This is a genomic window from Caballeronia sp. HLA56 (assembly GCF_054655155.1).
Genome location: NZ_BAAHOB010000005.1, coordinates 1093327 through 1113134 on the forward strand (window position 1 = coordinate 1093327; position 19808 = coordinate 1113134).

A 19808-nucleotide genomic window follows, 5' to 3' on the forward strand; every position below is an offset into this window, starting at 1 on the left:
TGGCGGCATGCGGTCGCGTTGACCGCGATCAGGTCAGCCACGCGCGCGTGACCGGACCCTGACAACGCCGCGAAGAAGGGCGGCACTTCGATTCGAACCCCGCCCTTCCCGACAGCAAGTCAGTGATTGAGCTTGCCCAGCAGCAAAAACTCCATCAACGCTTTCTGCACATGCAGACGGTTTTCCGCTTCGTCCCACACGACGCTTTGCGGGCCGTCGATCACTTCGGCGCTCACTTCCTCACCGCGATGCGCCGGCAAGCAGTGCATGAAGAGCGCATCCGGGTTGGCGCGCGACATCATCTCGCTATCGACGCACCAGTCCGCGAAGGCCGCCTTGCGCGCTTCGTTTTCCGCCTCGAAGCCCATGCTGGTCCAGACATCGGTGGTGACGAGATCGGCGCCCGCGCACGCTTCGTTCGGGTCTTCGAATGCTTCGTAGAACGGCTTGCTGTCTTCAGAAACCAGTGCGTGATCGAGCGTGTAGCCGGGCGGCGTCGAGAGGCGCAATTTGAAGCCCAGAATCTGCGCGGCTTCTATCCACGTGTAGAGCATGTTGTTCGCGTCGCCGACCCACGCGACCGTCTTGCCGTGAATCGGCCCGCGTTGTTCGTAGTACGTGAAAATGTCCGCGAGCACCTGACACGGGTGATACTCGTTGGTCAGCCCGTTGATGACCGGCACGCGCGAATTTTCCGCAAAGCGCTCGATGATCTCCTGCCCGAACGTGCGGATCATGATGATGTCCACCATGCGCGAGATGACCTGCGCCGCGTCCTCTACCGGCTCGCCGCGCCCGAGCTGCGTGTCGCGCGTATTGAGGAACACCGCGTGGCCGCCTAGCTGGAAGATGCCCGCCTCGAAGGAAAGGCGCGTGCGCGTCGAATTCTTCTCGAAGATCATCGCGAGCGTGCGGTCGTGCAGCGGATGATAAGTCTCGTAGTTCTTGAATTTGCGCTTCAGAATGCGCGCGCGTTCGAGCACGTACTCGTAGTCGTCGAGTGAAAAATCCTTGAACTGAAGATAATGGCGAATTTTTTTGGCGGTCATGAAACGCAAGCGGCGGCTTCGACCCGGTGCCCGCCGATGCGCGAAGCGGCATCGAAAAGACCGGACGGCGCCGCCGTCGGGAGTGGTATCGCGTTCGAGCATAAAGGATTTTGCGATGTTTGACGAGGCTACCGAGGAGCTGATCGCTTTCTCCAGAAGGCTTCTGGACGGCCTTGCAAGGCGCTTGCAAGCATTGGTGCGCTGCGGAAGAAGGGTCGCTGCTGTATAATTGCGCTCGCTCGTTTCAACCGCTCTGCAACATTCAGCACCGTTTCACGCGTATGTGTACGAAGGCTCGCAAGAGCCGCTCGTGTTACCCCTTGCGTGTCTGGATTCAACAGTGCAGTCGAGTCCGTCTTCAGGGTGCGGGCGTGGCCAAGTCGGGAATTTTCTGTGACTGCCGCGTTCAGAGCCGCTAGTGCCTGCCAATGCAGGGCTCGTGGTTTCCGCGTCCGGTCGGCGCGTTCGCCGGTGTGCATCACCGGCTGTCAAAAGGTAATGCTACATGGCTGAATCATCCCCTACCGAGTACTTCATACAAGGCATCACCAAGAGCGGGCGCACGTTTCGGCCAAGCGACTGGTCCGAGCGCCTGTGCGGAGTGATGTCGGCTTTTGGGCCGGGGAAGAAAGGGCCGAACGCGCGCCTGCAATATTCCATCTATGTGCGGCCGACCATCATCGGGGACATCAAGGTCGTCATTCTCGACTCGCGCCTGCGCGACATCGAGCCAATGGCTTTCGACTTCGTGCTGAACTTCGCGAAGGACAACGATCTGGTCGTGACCGAGGCGTGCGAACTGCCGCCGCATCACGGCACGCAGACTCAGCAGAAGCGTTAATCAGCGCTTGTGGACCGACGAAAAAAAGCCCGCGTTTGCGGGCTTTTTCTTTACTGCGCAGCGGAAACAGGAAGCTGCTTCCAGTCAACTGCGGCAAAGCATTGCATGCGCGCGTTTTCCGGAAGCAAGCCGGAATTACTGGGCAGCGGGGGCCTGCAAGCCCTTGATGGCTGCGGCCAGGCGGCTCTTATGACGAGCAGCCTTGTTCTTGTGGACGATCTTCTTGTCCGCGATGATGTCGATCGTCTTGACCGACGACTTGAACAATTCGGCTGCCTTGGCTTGGTCGCCGGCGTCGATCGCCTTGCGAACTGCCTTGATGGCCGTGCGGAACTTCGAGCGCAGCGCCGAGTTGTGCGAGTTGGCTTTGGCACCCTGACGGGCGCGCTTGCGAGCTTGTGCGGTATTTGCCATGACGGTTCCTTATCCTGTTTCTGCTGTTACTTGTCTGGAGCGCGTTACCCTTGTCTCGATGACTCCGGCGCCTTGCCGGGAGCGCTCGACATGAGCACGAGAGGGCGATTCTTAACGCACTGCCTATGATCGGAATTCCCGGGAACGATTGCCCGGGAGCCTTGAAACTTGGCCTGACAGCGTGAATCTTGCTGTCGACTCTATGCCATTTCCACGTGTCTCCCTTGCCTCCCTTGCCTGTTAGGCAAGAAATGACATGAAGCGTCGAACTGTGCGAACTGTAAGTGCGTCACGACTGCGTGGATTGTAGCAGTGCGCGAAAGCCGAGCTTCGAAACCCGCGATTATAGCAAGCAAATACGAGATGTGACAAGAAAAGCCTCGCTCTGACGCCATTGCGCCGCAAATTCGATGCAATGGGTCAAAGTGACGTGCGCGAACGCCGATGCGGCCGCCGCGATCCGAAGCGCATCGCGCACGCCCCGTATAATAAGCGCCCCATGAATCTATTCCGAGCCCTCCTGACGGTCAGCGGCTTCACGCTTTTGTCGCGCGTGACCGGCCTGATCCGCGAAACGCTGATCGCCCGTGCCTTCGGCGCCAGTCTCTACACCGACGCGTTCTATGTCGCGTTCCGCATACCGAACCTGCTGCGGCGTCTGTCCGCGGAAGGCGCGTTCGCGCAGGCGTTCGTTCCTATCCTCGCCGAGTTCAAGAACAGTCAAGGTCACGATCCGACCAAGGCGCTCGTCGATGCCATGTCCACCGTGCTCACCTGGGGCCTCGTCGTGCTGTCGCTCGTCGGCATGGCCGGCGCGAGCTGGGTCGTCTTCGCGGTCGCGTCCGGCCTGAAGCACGATGGTCAGGCGTACGTCCTTGCCGTTGAGATGACGCGGATCATGTTCCCGTACATCATCTTTATCTCGCTGACGACGCTCGCCTCGGGCGTGCTCAATACGTACAAGCAGTTCTCGTTGCCCGCGTTCGCGCCGGTGCTCCTGAACGTGTCGTTCATTTTCGCGGCGGTGTTCGTCGCGCCGCATCTGAAAGTGCCGGTGTACGCGCTGGCCTACGCGGTGATCGCGGGTGGCGCGTTGCAGTTCCTCGTGCAGTTTCCGGGGCTGCGGAAGATCGACATGGCGCCGCGCATCGGGCTCAACTTCTTGCAGGCGCTGCGGCATCCGGGCGTGAAGCGCGTGCTGCTGAAGATGGTGCCCGCCACGTTCGCGGTGTCGGTCGGACAACTGAGCCTCATCATCAACACGAATATCGCGTCGAATATCGGGCAGGGCGCGGTGTCATGGATCAACTACGCCGACCGGCTGATGGAGTTTCCCACCGCGCTCCTCGGCGCGGCGCTCGGCACGATCCTGCTGCCGAGTCTCTCGAAAGCCCACGTCGATGCCAACAACGACGAGTATTCCGCGCTGCTCGACTGGGGTTTGCGCATCACCTTTCTGCTCGCGGCGCCGAGCGCGGTCGCATTGTTCTTCTTCGCCGAACCGCTCACCGCGACGCTCTTTCACTACGGCAAGTTCGACAGCCATTCCGTCGTGATGGTCGGCCGCGCGTTGTCGGCGTATGGCATCGGGCTGATCGGGCTGATCCTCATCAAGATCCTGGCGCCGGGTTTCTACGCGAAGCAGGACATCAAGACGCCGGTGAAGATCGCCATTGGCGTGCTCATCATGACGCAGGTGAGCAACTACATCTTCGTGCCGATCTTCTCGCACGCGGGTCTTACGCTCTCTATCGGCCTCGGCGCGCTCGCGAACGCACTGCTGTTGTTCATCGGCTTGCGGCGCCGGCAGATCTATAAGCCGTCGCCCGGCTGGCTGCTATTCTTCGTGCAGATGATCGGGGCATGCCTCGTGCTGGCTGGAACCATGCACTGGGTCGCTGGCAACTTCGACTGGATCGCCATGCGCGCAACGCCGTTCACCCGGATCGCGTTGCTGGGTGCGAGCCTTGTCGTGTTCGCCGCGTTATATTTCGGTATTCTGGCGGCGATGGGCTTCAAATACGCCTATTTCAAGAGACGAACGCTTTGATGACGACAACGCGTATCCTCGATTACTTCACTTCGCTCGTGGCGGACGACGAGAGTCTTCCGCTCACGGAAGCGGCTTTGTCGCTTGCGCAGGACGCGTATCCCGATCTCGACATGCAAGCGGTGCTCGCGGAGATCGACGAACTCGTCGTGCGGGCGCGCCGCCGCATGCCCGACGACGCGGACATGAAGCAAAAGGTCGAGGCGCTCAATCGTTATTTCTTCCGCGAACTGGGTTTCTCGAGCAACCTCAACGATTACTACGACCCGGACAACAGCCATCTGAACGTGGTGTTGCGACGGCGTCGCGGCATTCCGATTTCGCTTGCGGTGATCTATCTGGAAATGGCCGATCAGCTCGGTCTGCCCGTGCGCGGCGTGTCGTTTCCCGGGCATTTCCTGCTGCGTGTCTCGACGCCCGATCACGATCTCATGCTCGATCCGACCACCGGCCAGACGCTTTCCGAAGCGCAGATGGTCGAAATGCTGGAGCCGTACGTGCAGCGCGTGGGCGAATCCATTGGCAGCGCGTTGCGCGTGTTGTTGCAGCCCGCGACGCGCCGCGAGATCGTCGCGCGCATGCTGCGCAATCTGAAAAGCATCTACTTGCAGACGGAGCGCTGGCAGCGCTTGCTCGCCGTGCAGCAGCGGCTCGTCATCGTGTTGCCGGGAAGTATCGAGGAAGTGCGCGATCGTGGTTTTGCCTACGCGCGGCTCGATTATCTGCGTCCGGCGCTCGAAGATCTGCAGCGTTATCTGGAAGATCGTCCCGATGCGGAAGATGCAACCGTCGTCGAAACCGAGCTGCATGAACTGAGGCAGCGCACGCAGCACGACGGCGACTAAGAACGGCGGAGCAATCCGCCGTTTTTTTGCTTACTTCGGCTGCATGCGAATTGCGCCGTCGAGACGGATGACTTCGCCGTTGAGCATCGGGTTATCGAAGATCTGTTTGACGAGCAGCGCGTATTCGTTCGGCTTGCCAAGACGCGGCGGGAACGGAACCATGGCGCCGAGCGCGTCCTGTACGTCTTGCGGCATGCCGAGCAGCATCGGCGTTTCGAAGAGACCAGGCGCGATGGTCATCACGCGGATACCGTTTCTCGACAAATCGCGCGCGATGGGCAACGTCATGCCGGCCACGCCGCTCTTGGACGCGGCATAGGCCGCCTGACCCATTTGCCCGTCGAACGCCGCGACCGACGCCGTATTCACGATCACCCCGCGTTCGCCCGTTTCGTTGGGCGCGTTCTTCGACATGACCTCGGCCGCGAGCCGAATCATGTTGAACGTGCCGATGAGATTAACCGCGATGACCTTGCTGAACAGATCGAGCGGATGCGGCCCGTCGCGGCCCACCGTCTTCGATGCCGGCGCGATGCCCGCGCAGTTCACCAGTCCACGCAGAGTGCCGCGTTGCGTGGCGGCTTCGATGGCGCGCTGGCCGTCGCTCTCCTGACTGACATCGCATTTGACGAACTCGCCGGACAACTCCTTCGCCAGCGCGGCGCCCGCCGCTTCGTTCATGTCCGCGATGACGACCGTTCCGCCTAGCCCGGCGACGAGCCGCGCGGTGGCCTCACCCAGGCCGGACGCGCCGCCGGTGATCAGAAAAACGTTGCCTTGTATCTCCATGTCTCTTCTCCTTGATATGAGGAAGTGCTGCATTCGCGGCCCTCGTGAGGCCGTTCGATTTTATGGCTCGCCGTTTTAGCTTGGCGAGAAGTTTGAAGGCGTAAAAAAACCCGCTCGGCGAAGAGCGGGTTTTCCGTGACGCGGGCAAGTTACTTCAAAGCATCGAACACGCGCGTGCGGATTTCATCGACCGCGCCGAGCCCGGAAATCTTGCGATACTCCGGCGCCTTCAGCCCGTTCGTTTCACCGCGCTTCGCCCAGTCGTTGTAATACGCAATGAGCGGCTTGGTCTGCGCTTCATACACGTCGAGCCGCTTCTTCACGGTTTCTTCCTTGTCGTCGTCGCGCTGGATCAGCGGCTCGCCGGTGACGTCGTCCGTCATGTCGTTCTTCGGCGGATTGAACTTGACGTGATACGTGCGGCCCGACGCCGCGTGGACGCGACGCCCGCTCATACGCGTGATGATCTCGTCGAACGGCACGTCGATTTCCAGCACGTAGTCGATTACGACAGCCGCGTTCTTCATGGCTTCCGCTTGCGGAATGGTGCGCGGGAAACCGTCGAACAGATAGCCGTTCTTGCAGTCGTCCGCGAGCAGCCGCTCCTTTACGAGATTGATGATGAGCGTGTCCGGCACGAGCTCGCCCGCGTCCATATAGCCCTTGGCCTCGACGCCGAGCGGCGAGCCCGCCTTCACGGCCGCGCGCAACATGTCGCCGGTCGAGATCTGCGGAATGCCGAACTTTTCCTTGATGAAGTTTGCCTGGGTGCCCTTGCCCGCGCCGGGTGCGCCCAACAGGATCAAACGCATGGTGATATCTCCGAATCGTCTAGAAACCGCGCGGCGAGTCTGAATCTGCATCCGGTGGCCAGGCTCGCGCGGCGTCGACGACAGAGCGCGCAGCCGATTCGAAAGTCGGCGCGGCACCCGCGGACAGCGGCGCAACGTTGAGCGTGGCGCTGACCGGAAGGCTCGCGCAATCGCTTGATTATGCCACGGCTCATTACGAACGCGGCCGTAATAACGGCGATAGAAATCGCTGTGATTCCCGCCGCGCAAGCGTTTGGCGGGGGTATACACGGGTTGTGCGAGCTTTCAGCCGGCGCTGGAAAAGAGCGCCTGGACGCGCGCGAGATCGGCGGGTGTATCGACGCCCGGTGCAGGTGTTTCATGCGTGACGCGCACCGCGATGCGCTCGCCATGCCACAACGCGCGCAGTTGTTCGAGCGCCTCGGCGGCTTCGATGGGCGCTTGCGCGAGGTTTGGAAACTCGCGCAGAAACTTCGCGCGATACGCATACAGGCCAATATGCCGCAGCACGTTTTCGGGCACCGCGGGCAGCGCCGAAAGCGCGGCGACGTCCGGCCAATGCGATTGCCACGCGTCGCGCGTCCAGGGAATGGGCGCACGCGAGAAGTAGAGCGCGACGCTCTTCGCATCGAGCACGACTTTCACGACATTCGGATTGAACACGTCGGCGGGATCGTGAATGGGATGCGCGGCCGTGGCGATTGCGCATTCGGGATGCGCCGCGAGATGCGCGGCGACATCGCGCACGAGTTGCGGGTCGATGAGCGGCTCGTCGCCCTGAACGTTCACGACGATGGCGTCGTCGGGCCAGTTCAGACGCGTCGCCACTTCGGCGAGACGGTCGGTGCCGGTGGGGTGATCCGAGCGCGTGAGCATCACTTCGATGCCGTGATCGCGCGAAGCCTCGACCACGCGGTCGGAGTCGGTTGCGACGATCACCTGGCTCGCGCCGGACTCACGCGCGCGTTCGGCGACGCGCACGACCATCGGCTTGCCGCCGATGTCGGCGAGCGGTTTGTTCGGCAGCCGCGTGGAAGCAAGACGCGCCGGAACGACGGCGATGAACGGCACGGACATGATCGGACCTTACGCGCCGCCAACCGGCTTCAACGGCTCGACCGGCGTGCCTTCCACCGTTTGACGCGCTTCGTCGACGAGCATCACGGGAATGCCGTCGCGAATGGGATAAGCAAGTTTGTCCGCGCTGCAGACGAGTTCCTGCGCCGCGCGGTCATAGGTGAGCGGACCCTTGCAGATCGGGCAGACGAGGATTTCAAGCAGACGTGCGTCCACGGAGTTTCTCCACAACTAGAGCGATGAGGCGAGGCCTGAGCACGGCTTGCACGGGAACGACCCAGATGCGCGCATCACGCCAGGCCCCAAATTTTACTGCATCCTTCTCGGTGATCAGGATGGCGTCGGCTTTCACGTCCTCGAAAGGATTCTCGCGATACGAATAGTGATCGGGGAACGCGCGCGTGCCAGGCGTGATGCCGGCGGCGCGCAAGGTCGCGAAGAAACGCTCGGGCGAACCGATGCCCGCGGCGGCGACCACTTTCTCGCCTGCGAACTGCGCGAGCGGTCGGCGCACCGATGGATCGTCGAGCAGCCAGGCATCGCCCGATTCGAGTTCGAGCGCAAAGGTGTTGGGCCACGGCGGCAAGGTGCGGTCGTAGGGACTGTTGATGAGCGTCGCGTCGCGATGGCGCGACATCGGTTCGCGCAACGGGCCGGCGGGCAGCAGGAAGCCGTTGCCGCCGAGGCGGTCGTCGAATACGACGAGCTCGAACACGCGCGCGAGCCGATAGTGCTGCAGGCCGTCGTCGGACACGATGACATCGACTTCGGGATGCGCCTCGACCAGCGCACGCGCCGCCGCCACGCGATCCGGGCACACGAAGACCGGCGCGTGAGTGCGGCGCGCGATCAGCAGCGGCTCGTCGCCGACTTGCGCGGCGGCCGAAGTCGGCGCGACGCTCGTCGGCTTCGCGATCTTCGCGCCGTATCCGCGCGAAACGACGCCCGGCTGATGCCCTGCCGCGCGCAGAGCCTCGACGAGCGCGATGACCGTCGGCGTCTTGCCCGTGCCACCGACCGTCACGTTGCCGACGACGACCACCGGCACGCCGACATCGACGCGCTTGATCCAGCCGAGTTCGAAGAACGCTCGGCGCGCCGCGGCAATCGCGCCGAAGATGCAGGCGAAGGGCGTGAGCGCCCACGCAACGGGACCGCGCTTGCGCCATTCGCGTGCGAAAAAGTTTTCGATGGGCGGTTTGAAGTCAGACATGGTCCGCCTTCGCGACGATGGCGTTTGAGCCGGTCAACGGGTGAAGCTTGGCGCGCAACGGCAACTCCTTCTATACGGTCAGCGTTGAACGGAATGCATGGCCGGCGACGATTGCTACGCAGGGTCAGGCCGGTGCTCGAACCCCGGACTCTATCGCGCGGACGGCCTCGACGCCAGCCGGTTAGCCAAACGGCCGAGGGCGCGCGCCTGTGGATAACTCTGTGAAAAACTCGCGGCCGAAGAGCAGCGAATCCGCGTCAGGAAAGAGTTGCTTCGGATAATGCAGACATAAGACGAATATAAGCGAGTTAAATCAACGAGTTGCAACGTACTCAAAGGCTCGCCGGGGTGCTTGCGATCAGCAAGCGGTAAGTCTTTCTGTGTGGACACTTGCTACACTGGCGTACCTTATCCGGCGGATCTTGTCCATCAGTCAGATGGTTCTTCCGGCCCGATCTTTCGCTTTCTTGCCCATGACTCCCGATTCTTTGATGCCGCAAGGCAGCGATGCCGTCATCCCCGTTTCCGTGCTCAATCGTGCGATCAACACGATGCTCGAACGGTCGTTTCCGCTCGTGTGGGTATCGGGCGAAGTCTCGAACTTCACGCGCGCCGCGAGCGGACACTGGTACTTCTCGATCAAGGATGCGGGCGCGCAGATGCGCTGCGTGATGTTTCGCGGCCGCGCGCAATACGCCGAATTCACGCCGCGCGAAGGCGACAAGATCGAGGTGCGCGCGCTCGTCACCATGTACGAGCCGCGCGGCGAACTGCAACTCAACGTGGAAGCGGTGCGGCGCACGGGGCAGGGGCGGCTTTTCGAGGCATTTCTGCGGCTGAAGGCGCAACTCGAAAGCGAAGGCTTGTTCGCGGCGGAACGCAAGCGCGCGCTGCCGACGCATCCGCGTGGCATAGGCATCGTGACGTCGCTGCAGGCGGCGGCGTTGCGCGACGTGTTGACGACGCTCGCGCGCCGCGCGCCACATGTGCCGGTCGTCGTTTATCCCGCGCCGGTGCAAGGAACGGGCGTCGGCGCGAAGCTCGCGGCGATGGTCGAAGCGGCGAGCGCGCGGCGCGAAGTCGATGTGCTGATCGTGTGCCGGGGCGGCGGGTCCATCGAAGATTTATGGGCGTTCAACGAGGAAGTGCTCGCGCGGGCGATCGCGGCGAGCAGCGTGCCGGTGGTGAGCGGCGTCGGCCATGAGACCGACTTCACGATCGCCGATTTCGCCGCCGACATGCGCGCGCCGACGCCGACCGCCGCTGCCGAACTCGTCAGTCCGCAGCGCGTGGTGTTGCTGCAGGAACTGGATCAGCGTCACGCGGCGCTCGCACGAAGTTTTGGCCGGACGATGGAGCGTCGCGCCCAAGAACTCGACTGGCTCGCGCGCCGCCTCGTGAGTCCCGCCGAGCGTCTGGCAAGGCAACACGTGCATCTGCGGCAACTGGCGAGCCGGCTCGCCGCGGCGGGCGCCCGCCCGGTTCGCGATGCACGCGCGCATTTCGCGCTGGTGCAGTATCGATGGCAACGCAGAAGGCCGGATGTCGCGACGCAGATCGAGCATCTCGGCCGTTTGGCCGAGCGCATGCAGCGTGCGCGCGAGCGTCATCATGAGCGTGCGTACGCGCGCGTGTCCGAGCTTGCGGCGCGCTTGCAGGTGCTGAGTCCGCAGCGCACGTTCGAGCGCGGTTACGCCGCCCTGATCGATACCCAAACCGGCCGTGCGCTGCGCGCGCCAAACGCACTCAAGCCGAAGCGTCCGATGACCGTGCATCTCGCGGAAGGCTCCGCCGATGTCCTTCTCGCCGATGTCCAGCCGCGTTTGTCCGACGAATTCTGACGGCCTCGACACCGGCCTTTTGACGAAGCCGCCAAGTGCCGCAGGAGCACTTTTGACGCTGCATTCAAGCTTTGGAAAGCAATCTTGCTCATAAAGGCAGGCGGTTTGCGGGGTTATCCCAAGTCGCCTACAATCCATTGCTCCAGCGCTTCACTCCCCACAGTCCCTACAAATCACATAGAAAAGGAAGCTGCAATCATGGAACATACCCTCCCGCCGTTGCCGTTCGACAAGAACGCGCTTGCTCCGCACATGTCGGAAGAAACGCTCGAGTATCACTATGGCAAGCATCACCAGACCTATGTGACGAACCTCAACAAGCTGATTCCGGGCACCGAATTCGAGAACCTTCCGCTCGAAGAGATCGTGAAGAAGTCGTCGGGCGGCGTGTTCAACAACTCGGCGCAAGTCTGGAATCACACGTTCTTCTGGAACAGCCTGTCGCCGAACGGCGGCGGCGCACCGACGGGCGCGCTGGCTGATGCGATCAACGCCAAGTACGGCTCGTTCGACAAGTTCAAGGAAGAGTTCGCCAAGGTCGCGACCGGCACGTTCGGTTCGGGCTGGACGTGGCTTGTAAAGAAGACGGACGGCTCGCTCGATATCGTCTCCACCAGCAACGCCGCCACGCCGCTCACGACGGATGCCAAGCCGCTCGTGACCATCGACGTATGGGAACATGCTTATTACATCGATTACCGCAATGCGCGTCCGAAGTTCATCGAAGCGTATTGGAACATCGTGAATTGGGACTTCGCTTCGAAGAATTTCGGGGCTTAAGGCTTACGGTTTGCGCCGATCCCGCATCGTCGTTCGCGATGTCGGATCGAACGAAAAAGCCCTCTGCGGAGGGCTTTTTTGCATGGCGAGGAACGTTCGCGCGTCGTCGGTTTCTGCGTCTTGCCGCCGGGAAATCTAGAATGTCGCTTTGATCGGCCGTGCCGCATTGCTTGGGTCGGCCCTCACGCGTGATATCACGATGAAACGCTTTCTCGCCCTCTGTCTCGCCGCATGGTCCGCTGCGGCGCTTTTATATTTCGGACGCCATTCCACCGCGTTGATCGTGCTGTCCGGCGTGCTCGCGCTTGCAGGGTTCGATATCGTCAAGCCCGACGCCGAGCGCCGGTCGTAATCCCGCGATTCAGCGCCGCCGCGGCACCGCTTCCCAGTTGATATCGACGCATAGCACCTGCAAGCCATACGGCGTCTGCGCGGCGATGGATGCCGTCACGCAAAGATGCGCCTCGTTGATGGATAGATACGGCGCGGTCAACTGCACGCGTCCTGGCGCGCGCAACGCCTCGATGAAATACGGCCGACGCTCCCAGCTCGCGCCTTCCGAATGCAGCAGCGGACTGAAACGCTTCGCGCGCTGCGATGTACGCACGACCGGCACGACGTTATCGCCGATCTGCCGGCCTTCCTGATCGAGCAGAAAACAGCGCGCCGTATCGACCAGTTGCAGCAGCTCGCTCGTCGCGGCGGCCAGCGTTTCGCCTTCCATCAGCTTGACTGCCGCGCGTTCGAGGCCGCTCACGTAGGGTTCGAGACGCGCGGCTTGCGCCCGGTCGCGCGCGCCCACGCGTTCGCGCGACGCAGCCGACAACGCATCCATCACGCCCGCGGCGACTTGCGGATGCACGGCATCGACGCTCGGCTGCGCGAAGTACGCGCCCTGCACGAAATCGACATTGCATTCGAGCGCGATCAGCGCGTCGCGCTCGGTCGCGAGGCCGCCCATCAACACGAGTTGCCCGGATTCATGCAGCAGCGATACGAGCCGGGGCAACACGCGCTCGATATGCGAATGCTCGGTCGCCTGCTGGAGAATGCAGCGGTCGAGCGTCACGATGTCAGGCCGCAACTGCCACACGCGATCGATATTCGAATGCTTCACGCCGAAGCCATCCAGCGCGATCAGAAACCCCGACTTGCGCATGGAATCGATGATTTCGGTGAAGCGCGTCGTCTCGCCGCCCGCCTGTTCGGGCACTTCCAGCACCACGCGCTGCGGCGGCAAGCCGATGTCCTTCAACGCGGCGAGGAGCGCGTCGCCGTAGCTCGTGTCCATCAGCGCGGCGGGGTGGAGGCTCAGAAAGAGCCATTCGTCGTGGCTGTCGAACGCGTTGAAGTTGCCCAGATGAAGGGACTCGGCCAATCGTCCCAGTTCCAGAAGATCGCCGCGCCGTGCCGCCTGGGTGAACACTTCGTGTGACGGTACATGACGATGTGTCTCGTCCCGTGCACGCAAGGACGCGTGATAGCCGATCGCACGCCGATGCGAAACCGAGAACACCGGCTGAAACACGCTGAACACGGTGTACTCGCCGTACAGCACGGTGCGACGCGAGCCGTCATCGCCCGCGACGGGACGCGGAGACTGGAAGCGGGGTGGATCGATGTCAACCATGCTCATGGTGTCGAGGGCCGGGCAATTTACTTAATGAGACAGTTTACAAGATCGGGCACATCACGTTCGAGCAAAAAGCGTGCGAATTCAATGTGCAAGCGGGGGAGCGCGATTAATCGGCGCGCTTTTGTGTGTACATTGGCTCGGCGCACGGCCGGACGGAAATGCACGATGCGGCGGCATGCCGCTTGAAGGTCGTGTAGCGGTGCTGTCCGCACTCTGTCGGTGCGAAACGCACAATCGGATGGCGCGGCGAAAATTTTCGGCCGAGCCGACGAAACCCCGGCTTAGTTCGCCTCAGAAGGATCTGTCTTTCGCTTCGTCGAGCGCACTTCCGGCGCAAGCTGTCCGAAAATCCACGCCGTTGCCGCCGTGATGATGCCCACGCAAAGGAAGGTTGCGTGAAACGCGGGCAGCGAATTGGTTTCCGTCACGCGCGGGAGGATGCCGGTGAAGGTGGCGAGGATCGCGCCGGCGATGGTCACGCCAAGGCTCATCGACAGCATCTGCACGAGCGAAAACAGGCTATTGCCGCTGCTCGCGCCGCCGGTGCCGAGGTCTTTCAGCGTGAGCGTGTTCATGGCGGTGAACTGCATCGAGTTGACGCCGCCGAAGATCGCCAGTTGCACGAGACGCAGCCAAAGCGGCTGATGTTCGCTCGTGAGTCCGAAGCTCGCCATCATCAGCCCGACGAGCACGGTGTTCACGACCAGCACGCGCCGATAACCATGCTTTTCGATCAGCCGCGTCACGAGCCGCTTGCACAGCATGCCGGCCGCGGCGACCGGCAGCATCATCATGCCCGCCTGAAACGGCGTGTAGCCGAGGCTCACCTGCAAGAGCAGCGGGATCAGATAAGGCATCGCGCCGCTGCCGATGCGCGCGAAGAGATTGCCGAGCAGGCCGACGCTGAACGTGTGGATCTTGAATAGATCGAGCGAGAAGATGGGTTGCGCGGCGCGCGTTGCATGCAAACCATAGGCGACGAAGCATCCGAGGCTCAACACCAGCAACACGATGACGATGGCATGCGGCAGACCGAGATCGGCCAGGCCATCGAGCGAGATCGTCAGCGCGACCATGCCGACTGCGAGCAGCAGATAGCCGGCAAGATCGAAGGGCGCGGTGGCGGGATTGCGGCTATCGGGCAAAAACATCTTGGTCGCGATGCAGCCCACCACACCCACCGGCACGTTGATGAGGAAAATCCAGTGCCACGACGCGATCTGCACGAGCCAGCCGCCGAGCGTTGGCCCGATGAGTGGCCCGATAAGCCCTGGAATCGCGACGAACGCGAGCGCCGACAAATAGCGTTCGGCGGGAAACACGCGCAACACGGCCAGACGTCCGACAGGCAACAGCATCGCGCCGCCGATGCCTTGCACGACGCGGAACGCGACCAGCGCCGTCAGCGACTGCGCGTTCGCGCACAAGAGCGAGCCGATGGTGAACACGAGAATCGCGCTGAAGAACACGCGCTTCGTGCCGAGCTTGTCGGCGAGCCAGCCGGACACGGGGATCATCATCGCCATCGTGAGCGAATAGCCGATCACGACGCCTTGCATGCGCAGCGGCGCTTCGCCGAGACTTTTCGCCATCGCGGGCAAGGCCGTGTTGACGATGGTTGAGTCGAGCGTCTGCATGAAGAAGCCCGTGGCGACGAGCCACAGCATGACGGTGAGTGAGCGTTCCGAAGGCGGCGTGGCGGCGATGTCGGTCATGGGCGCGTCGGCGCGTGAGTCACTTGCGCAACTCGGCGACGAAGTCGTAGTAGTCGTTGCGGCAGTAGGTATCGGTGAGTTCGATCGCGCGTTGATCGGCGGTATAGCCTACGCGCGTGATGAGCAAAAGCGCGTCGTGCGGCGCGATGCCCATTTGCTGCGCGATCTCCGCGCTCGCGTTCACCGCGCGAAAGTGCTGCAACGCGCGCACGATCGAGAGGCCGCGCGTGTCGAGATAACTGTAGAGCGAGTCGCCGATGACCAACGGATCGGGAATGAGCGAGGCGGGAAACGTGGAGTTTTCGACCGCCATGACGATGTCGTCGGCGAGACGCAGGCGCTTCAGGCGCGTGACGGCGGCGGCGGGCGAGAGGCCGAGTTGAATGACTTCGTCGCGATTGGCGGGCTCGATCTTGCGCGAGAGCCATTGCGAGCTCGGCGTAAAACCTCGGCGGCGTAGCATCTCCGAGAAGCTCGACAGACGCGAGAGCGGGTCTTCGTAGCGCGGCGTGATGAAGCTGCCCGCGCCTTGTTCACGGCGAATCAGCCCTTGTTCGACGAGCAACGCGATGGCTTTCCTCGATGTGATCCGCGAGACGCCCAGCGCTTCGGACAGCACACGCTCGGAGGGCAGGGCTTCGCCTGCGTTCCAGCGATTGTCGTGGATGGCGTTGGCGAGCTTGCGTGCGAGTTGCAGATAGAGCGGAGTGTCGCTGTCCGGGTCCGGGCGCAGGTCACGCCAGCGGTCTTCCGAGGTCTGGTTCATAAAGCGGACGCTTGTGGGCCGAGCGGTGATTTTAAGGCAAAGGTGTGCGGATCGTTCGGGGGTTTTTGATGAGCGGCGCGATGGCTCGGCGGCTGGCCTCTCAGCGGCGATCGATTCGAGACTTACTCCCTGACGCGGGTGGCGACTTTTACGGTGTCCCTGCGAAAAATAGACAGAGGCAAATTCTTGCCGTGAATTTCCTATTAGATAGACTGACCTGTCAACTGTGGTTGACGGTTTGTGAACCATGGATTACGATGACTTTTAGGCTTAACATTCGGACCACAGAGCTTTTTGACGACTGGTTCGTTGCATTGAAGGACCGCATCGCAAAACGCCGAATTCAAGCTCGTATCGACCGACTCGCGTCGGGCAATCCAGGCGACACTAACTCGGCCGGCTCACCGGTGATTGAAATGCGGATCGATCATGGACCAGGCTATCGTGTTTATTACGTTCATCGTGGAGACGTGTTGGTGATCCTGCTATGTGGGGGCGATAAGTCGACTCAAGACAGAGACATCAAGTCCGCACACGCCATGCTGCCTCACCTTGACATGGAGTAATCAATGACCCCAACCAAGATCAAAACTCGTCCCTGGGACTCGGTCGAGCACCTTAAGACCGAGGAGGACCTTGCTGAGTATTTCGATGCATGTCTTCAAGAAGGCGGCGACGATTCCGCGTTTATTGCACACGCGCTTGGCGTGATTGCGCGAGCGCGCGGCATGGCGCAGTTGGCGCGCGATACAGGCATCAGCCGCGAAGGGCTTTACAAAGCGCTCTCGGAAGACGGCAACCCCAGCTTCGCAACCATCCTCAAAGTAGTCAAAGCCCTCGGCCTGCAATTGCATGGCTCGAAAGCCGGCGCCTGATCAACTCACGCCGTGGCGGGCCCACCCAGACCGCGCCCGCCACGCATATAAAGCGCCACCGACAAGCCCACCGCCAACGCCGCAGCCAGCGCGGCAAACAAGAACACCGACCCGTATCCAAACTCGCCAGCGACATAACCCGCCAAAGGCCCGGTCAATCCCAGCGACAAGTCCAGAAACACCGAGTAGGCCGACAACGCCGCGCCGCGCGAAGCCGGCGGCACGAGTCCCACCGCCTCGACGCCCAGCGCCGGAAACACGAGCGCGAAGCCGAAGCCGGTCAACGCAGCGCCTGCCAGCGCGAAGGTCGGCTCGGCTGCGAGCCATAGCATCAGCAAGCCCGCGCATTCGAAACAGAACGAGACGATCGCCACACGGAAGCCGCCATACACCTTGATCGTGTTGGCGAACAAAAGCCGCGCGCCGACGAACGTCGTGCCGAACACCGTGAGCGACAGCGCCGCGTGCGGCCAGTTGTGCGCGGCATAGAAGAGGGTTATGAAAGTCGCAATGGAACCGAAGCCCGCCGAACCCAGCGCAAGCCCAATCCCGTGCGGCAGCACGCGGAAGAACACGCTGCGGTACGACATGCGCTCGCCATGCACCACCGGCACGCTTTCCATGCGCTTCGCGAGCCAGTAACCGAGGCCGCCCAGCGCGATCACGATGAGCGCAAGCGCGGAAAAGCCCAGCGAATTGTCGATCGCCACGCCGAGCGGCGCGCCGATAGCCAGCGCGCCGTATGTCGCAATACCGTTCCACGAAATCACTTTTGCGTTGTGCGAGACGCCCACGCGGCCGATTCCCCACGTAATCGATCCCGTGCCGACGAGACTTTCGCCGACTCCGAGCACGAGCCGCGCGCTCACCAGCAGCACGAGACTCACCGCATGCCACTGCGTCGCGAGCGCGGAGGTCAGGAGCATTGCGCCGCTGATCGCGCAGGCCACGAGACCGTAGAGCACGGTTTGCTTGGGGCCGGCGGTATCGGCTGAACGACCGGCGAGCGGCCGCGACAATAAGGTGGCGAAGTACTGAACGCTGATCGCGGCGCCCGCCATCACCGAGCCGTAGCCCAGCTCCGTGTGCACGAAGCCCGGCAAGACCGCCAGCGGAATGCCGATGGTCAGATAGCAAAGGAACGTGTACACGACGACCGACACGATTCGAAGCGTGACGGCGAAGTCGCCTTGCGGCGCGGTGGCGGGTTGGGTGGACATAGAAAGGCGCGGGTTACTACGGGGTTGATTTCGACGCTAAAGCGTGATTGTCACATAGCTTGCGACCCGATGTCGCGCCAGTTTTGTAACCACGTGGTCCAAATTGCCTGTCCGAACGGTCGGGCGGCATGTCGGGAAGCCGCGCTGCATAAGGGTTTCACGACTTATCGCGATGGGAGTATGTCGTACATGCAATGTCGCCTATGGGTTCCGGATTTTGGCGGTGATAGCTTTCGAATCATCGAAGCGCTAGGAGTAATCCGAGAAAGCGCCGGAACCATCCGAAGCCACCGGCTGCGCACTCCGCGCAACCAGCAAAAAGAATCATCGAAGCCCCGCGAGACAGAATTTCATGACCCAGCCGATCCGCTTTTATCATCGCAATGCGATCCGCGAAGTAAGCGGCGCGTCGACCACACGCACCGTCCTGCAATACCTGCGCGAAGACGCGCGCTGCACCGGCACCAAGGAAGGTTGCGCCGAAGGGGATTGCGGCGCGTGCACGGTCGTAATCGGTGAGCCGGACGGCGCGGGCGGCGTCGCGTTCAAGGCGGTCAACGCGTGCGTGCAGTTTCTGCCGACGCTCGACGGCCGCGCGCTCTTCACTGTCGAAGACTTGCGCCAGCCGGACGGTTCGCTGCATCCGGTGCAGCAGGCGCTCGTCGATTGTCACGGTTCGCAGTGTGGTTTTTGCACGCCCGGCTTTGCCATGTCGATGTTCGCGCTCTACGAAAAGCATGGTCATGCAACGCAAGGCTGCGCGCAGGCTTGCGACAAAACGCGGCCGTCGCGCCAGGAGATCAGCAACGCGCTGACCGGCAATCTGTGCCGCTGCACGGGGTATCGGCCGATCATCGAGGCTGCCGAGCAGATGTTCGATCACGCGCCGCTCGCGCCGTTGAACGTCGAGGCGCTGGCGCGTTCGCTCGACGGCATCGCGCGTGACGACACTTTCCACTACGAGCACGCGGGCCGCCAGTTCGACGCCCCGCGCACCGTCGACGCGCTCGCGCAACTCAGAGCCGAAAAGCCAACGGCGCGCATTCTCGCGGGCAGCACGGACGTCGGCTTGTGGGTGACGAAGCAGTTGCGCGATCTCGGCGACATCGTCTATGTCGGACAGATCGAGGCGCTCAAGCATGTCGAGACGACCGAGGAGTGGATCGAGATCGGCGCGGGCGTGTCGGTCGAGCGCGCGTATGCCGAACTCGTGAAGACGTATCCCGAACTCGAAGAGACGCGTCAGCGCTTCGCCTCGCTGCCCATCCGCAATGCGGGCACGCTCGGCGGCAACGTCGCCAACGGCTCGCCCATCGGCGATTCGATGCCCGGTCTCATCGCGTTGAACGCACGCGTCGTGTTGATGAGCGTCGATGGCCCGCGCGAGATGCCGCTCGAAGATCTCTACATTGCATATCAAAAGAAGGACATGGCGGAGAACGAGTTCGTCGCCGCCATCCGCGTGCCGACGCGCGGCGGCCAGCGCGCGAAGCTGCAATTTCGCGCCTATAAGCTCTCGAAGCGCTTCGATTCGGACATTTCCGCCGTGTATGCCGCGTTCTCGTTTATCGCGGATGGCGACACGATCCGCGAGCCGCGTCTCGTCTTCGGCGGCATGGCCGCGACGCCCAAGCGCGCCACGCACGCCGAAAGCGTGCTCGCCGACGCGCACTGGCACGAAGCCACCGCGCAGGCCGCGATGCTAGCGCTTGGCAAGGACTACGCGCCGCTCACCGACATGCGCGCGAGCAGCGACTATCGGCTGGATACCGCGAAGAGCGTGCTGTATCGATTCTGGCTGGAGACGCGTCCGCACAATCCGATGCCCAAGTCGAAGCTGGATGTGCGTGCAATCGAACTCGTCGAAGTGAAGTAAGGAGCCGAT

Annotated in this window: 20 protein-coding genes; 9 read left to right on the forward strand and 11 right to left on the reverse strand. The window is 62.4% G+C overall.

Annotation, left to right across the window (positions count from 1 at the left end; all coding sequences use genetic code 11):
* Positions 1-119: 119 nt before the first annotated feature.
* Positions 120-1049, reverse strand: a complete 930-nt coding sequence (gene argF, locus ACYQ47_RS24705) for an ornithine carbamoyltransferase (RefSeq protein ID WP_250465558.1) — start codon at positions 1047-1049, stop codon at positions 120-122.
* 505 nt (positions 1050-1554) lie between these two features.
* On the opposite strand from argF, the gene ACYQ47_RS24710 reads away from it, so the two are divergent.
* On the forward strand, positions 1555-1890 hold the full coding sequence (locus ACYQ47_RS24710; RefSeq protein ID WP_244826156.1) for a DUF3579 domain-containing protein: 336 nt from the start codon (positions 1555-1557) through the stop codon (positions 1888-1890).
* 135 nt (positions 1891-2025) lie between these two features.
* Here the strand turns inward: ACYQ47_RS24710 and rpsT are convergent, their stop codons facing one another.
* The gene (rpsT, locus tag ACYQ47_RS24715) at positions 2026-2304 is read right to left on the reverse strand and encodes a 30S ribosomal protein S20 (RefSeq protein WP_244826155.1); all 279 of its coding nucleotides are present in this window, start codon (positions 2302-2304) and stop codon (positions 2026-2028) included.
* Positions 2305-2803: 499 nt separating this feature from the next.
* On the opposite strand from rpsT, the gene murJ reads away from it, so the two are divergent.
* On the forward strand, positions 2804-4354 hold the full coding sequence (gene murJ, locus ACYQ47_RS24720; RefSeq protein WP_309844240.1) for a murein biosynthesis integral membrane protein MurJ: 1551 nt from the start codon (positions 2804-2806) through the stop codon (positions 4352-4354).
* Complete coding sequence (locus ACYQ47_RS24725; RefSeq protein ID WP_244826153.1) at positions 4354-5199, forward strand: SirB1 family protein; 846 nt, start codon at positions 4354-4356, stop codon at positions 5197-5199. Before murJ ends, ACYQ47_RS24725 begins: the two co-directional genes overlap by 1 nt.
* Before the next feature lie 30 nt (positions 5200-5229).
* Here ACYQ47_RS24725 and ACYQ47_RS24730 read toward each other — a convergent pair whose 3' ends face one another.
* The 5 genes from ACYQ47_RS24730 to lpxK form a co-directional block, all read right to left on the reverse strand.
* Positions 5230-5988, reverse strand: coding sequence for a 3-hydroxyacyl-CoA dehydrogenase (locus ACYQ47_RS24730; RefSeq protein WP_250509450.1), 759 nt, complete (start codon positions 5986-5988; stop codon positions 5230-5232).
* Between the two features lie 149 nt (positions 5989-6137).
* On the reverse strand, positions 6138-6800 hold the full coding sequence (gene adk / locus ACYQ47_RS24735) for an adenylate kinase (RefSeq protein WP_244826151.1): 663 nt from the start codon (positions 6798-6800) through the stop codon (positions 6138-6140).
* 285 nt (positions 6801-7085) lie between these two features.
* Entirely contained in the window at positions 7086-7877 is a 792-nt protein-coding gene (gene kdsB / locus ACYQ47_RS24740) for a 3-deoxy-manno-octulosonate cytidylyltransferase (RefSeq protein ID WP_244826150.1), read from the reverse strand.
* Between the two features lie 9 nt (positions 7878-7886).
* Positions 7887-8093 carry a Trm112 family protein gene (locus ACYQ47_RS24745; RefSeq protein ID WP_244826149.1) on the reverse strand — a complete coding sequence of 69 codons (207 nt, stop codon included), beginning with the start codon at positions 8091-8093 and terminating at the stop codon, positions 7887-7889.
* Positions 8074-9090, reverse strand: coding sequence for a tetraacyldisaccharide 4'-kinase (lpxK, locus tag ACYQ47_RS24750; protein WP_250509448.1), 1017 nt, complete (start codon positions 9088-9090; stop codon positions 8074-8076). Before lpxK ends, ACYQ47_RS24745 begins: the two co-directional genes overlap by 20 nt.
* A gap of 473 nt (positions 9091-9563) precedes the next feature.
* Here lpxK and xseA point away from each other — a divergent pair, with 473 nt between their 5' ends.
* The 3 genes from xseA to ACYQ47_RS24765 all read left to right on the forward strand — a co-directional run bounded on the left by xseA (position 9564) and on the right by ACYQ47_RS24765 (position 12063).
* Positions 9564-10931 (forward strand): exodeoxyribonuclease VII large subunit, encoded by a 1368-nt coding sequence (xseA, locus tag ACYQ47_RS24755; protein ID WP_459907372.1) that lies wholly within the window; start codon positions 9564-9566, stop codon positions 10929-10931.
* 198 nt (positions 10932-11129) lie between these two features.
* The gene (locus ACYQ47_RS24760; RefSeq protein ID WP_250465492.1) at positions 11130-11711 is read left to right on the forward strand and encodes a superoxide dismutase; all 582 of its coding nucleotides are present in this window, start codon (positions 11130-11132) and stop codon (positions 11709-11711) included.
* A gap of 199 nt (positions 11712-11910) precedes the next feature.
* Positions 11911-12063 carry a hypothetical protein gene (locus tag ACYQ47_RS24765; protein WP_244826145.1) on the forward strand — a complete coding sequence of 51 codons (153 nt, stop codon included), beginning with the start codon at positions 11911-11913 and terminating at the stop codon, positions 12061-12063.
* 9 nt (positions 12064-12072) lie between these two features.
* Here the strand turns inward: ACYQ47_RS24765 and ACYQ47_RS24770 are convergent, their stop codons facing one another.
* The 3 genes from ACYQ47_RS24770 to ACYQ47_RS24780 form a co-directional block, all read right to left on the reverse strand.
* A complete protein-coding gene (locus tag ACYQ47_RS24770) occupies positions 12073-13347 on the reverse strand; it encodes an EAL domain-containing protein (RefSeq protein ID WP_244826144.1) in 1275 nt (424 codons plus the stop codon).
* A gap of 281 nt (positions 13348-13628) precedes the next feature.
* The gene (gene mdtD, locus ACYQ47_RS24775) at positions 13629-15062 is read right to left on the reverse strand and encodes a multidrug transporter subunit MdtD (RefSeq protein ID WP_250492674.1); all 1434 of its coding nucleotides are present in this window, start codon (positions 15060-15062) and stop codon (positions 13629-13631) included.
* 19 nt (positions 15063-15081) lie between these two features.
* The gene (locus ACYQ47_RS24780; protein ID WP_244826142.1) at positions 15082-15828 is read right to left on the reverse strand and encodes a GntR family transcriptional regulator; all 747 of its coding nucleotides are present in this window, start codon (positions 15826-15828) and stop codon (positions 15082-15084) included.
* A 257-nt stretch (positions 15829-16085) separates the two neighbouring features.
* On the opposite strand from ACYQ47_RS24780, the gene ACYQ47_RS24785 reads away from it, so the two are divergent.
* Both ACYQ47_RS24785 and ACYQ47_RS24790 read left to right on the forward strand, forming a co-directional pair.
* Positions 16086-16394 (forward strand): type II toxin-antitoxin system RelE/ParE family toxin, encoded by a 309-nt coding sequence (locus ACYQ47_RS24785; protein WP_459909297.1) that lies wholly within the window; start codon positions 16086-16088, stop codon positions 16392-16394.
* Between the two features lie 3 nt (positions 16395-16397).
* On the forward strand, positions 16398-16703 hold the full coding sequence (locus ACYQ47_RS24790) for an addiction module antidote protein (protein WP_244826139.1): 306 nt from the start codon (positions 16398-16400) through the stop codon (positions 16701-16703).
* A 5-nt stretch (positions 16704-16708) separates the two neighbouring features.
* Here the strand turns inward: ACYQ47_RS24790 and ACYQ47_RS24795 are convergent, their stop codons facing one another.
* Complete coding sequence (locus ACYQ47_RS24795; RefSeq protein WP_459907377.1) at positions 16709-17923, reverse strand: MFS transporter; 1215 nt, start codon at positions 17921-17923, stop codon at positions 16709-16711.
* A gap of 352 nt (positions 17924-18275) precedes the next feature.
* Between ACYQ47_RS24795 and xdhA the strand changes: the two genes are divergently transcribed.
* On the forward strand, positions 18276-19799 hold the full coding sequence (xdhA, locus tag ACYQ47_RS24800; RefSeq protein WP_250509438.1) for a xanthine dehydrogenase small subunit: 1524 nt from the start codon (positions 18276-18278) through the stop codon (positions 19797-19799).
* The last annotated feature ends 9 nt before the right edge of the window (positions 19800-19808 follow it).

Bases quoted from the DNA above. Each gene is read 5' to 3' on its own strand.
- ACYQ47_RS24725 (WP_244826153.1), top strand. From the start codon at position 4,354: ATGACGACAACGCGTATCCTCGATTACTTCACTTCGCTCGTGGCGGAC.
- xseA (WP_459907372.1), top strand. From the start codon at position 9,564: ATGACTCCCGATTCTTTGATGCCGCAAGGCAGCGATGCCGTCATCCCC.
- ACYQ47_RS24770 (WP_244826144.1), bottom strand. From the start codon at position 13,347: ATGAGCATGGTTGACATCGATCCACCCCGCTTCCAGTCTCCGCGTCCC.
- rpsT (WP_244826155.1), bottom strand. From the start codon at position 2,304: ATGGCAAATACCGCACAAGCTCGCAAGCGCGCCCGTCAGGGTGCCAAA.
- ACYQ47_RS24710 (WP_244826156.1), top strand. From the start codon at position 1,555: ATGGCTGAATCATCCCCTACCGAGTACTTCATACAAGGCATCACCAAG.
- ACYQ47_RS24760 (WP_250465492.1), top strand. From the start codon at position 11,130: ATGGAACATACCCTCCCGCCGTTGCCGTTCGACAAGAACGCGCTTGCT.
- ACYQ47_RS24795 (WP_459907377.1), bottom strand. From the start codon at position 17,923: ATGTCCACCCAACCCGCCACCGCGCCGCAAGGCGACTTCGCCGTCACG.
- ACYQ47_RS24780 (WP_244826142.1), bottom strand. From the start codon at position 15,828: ATGAACCAGACCTCGGAAGACCGCTGGCGTGACCTGCGCCCGGACCCG.
- ACYQ47_RS24790 (WP_244826139.1), top strand. From the start codon at position 16,398: ATGACCCCAACCAAGATCAAAACTCGTCCCTGGGACTCGGTCGAGCAC.
- ACYQ47_RS24730 (WP_250509450.1), bottom strand. From the start codon at position 5,988: ATGGAGATACAAGGCAACGTTTTTCTGATCACCGGCGGCGCGTCCGGC.
- argF (WP_250465558.1), bottom strand. From the start codon at position 1,049: ATGACCGCCAAAAAAATTCGCCATTATCTTCAGTTCAAGGATTTTTCA.
- xdhA (WP_250509438.1), top strand. From the start codon at position 18,276: ATGACCCAGCCGATCCGCTTTTATCATCGCAATGCGATCCGCGAAGTA.
- adk (WP_244826151.1), bottom strand. From the start codon at position 6,800: ATGCGTTTGATCCTGTTGGGCGCACCCGGCGCGGGCAAGGGCACCCAG.
- murJ (WP_309844240.1), top strand. From the start codon at position 2,804: ATGAATCTATTCCGAGCCCTCCTGACGGTCAGCGGCTTCACGCTTTTG.
- kdsB (WP_244826150.1), bottom strand. From the start codon at position 7,877: ATGTCCGTGCCGTTCATCGCCGTCGTTCCGGCGCGTCTTGCTTCCACG.
- mdtD (WP_250492674.1), bottom strand. From the start codon at position 15,062: ATGACCGACATCGCCGCCACGCCGCCTTCGGAACGCTCACTCACCGTC.
- lpxK (WP_250509448.1), bottom strand. From the start codon at position 9,090: ATGTCTGACTTCAAACCGCCCATCGAAAACTTTTTCGCACGCGAATGG.
- ACYQ47_RS24785 (WP_459909297.1), top strand. From the start codon at position 16,086: ATGACTTTTAGGCTTAACATTCGGACCACAGAGCTTTTTGACGACTGG.
- ACYQ47_RS24765 (WP_244826145.1), top strand. From the start codon at position 11,911: ATGAAACGCTTTCTCGCCCTCTGTCTCGCCGCATGGTCCGCTGCGGCG.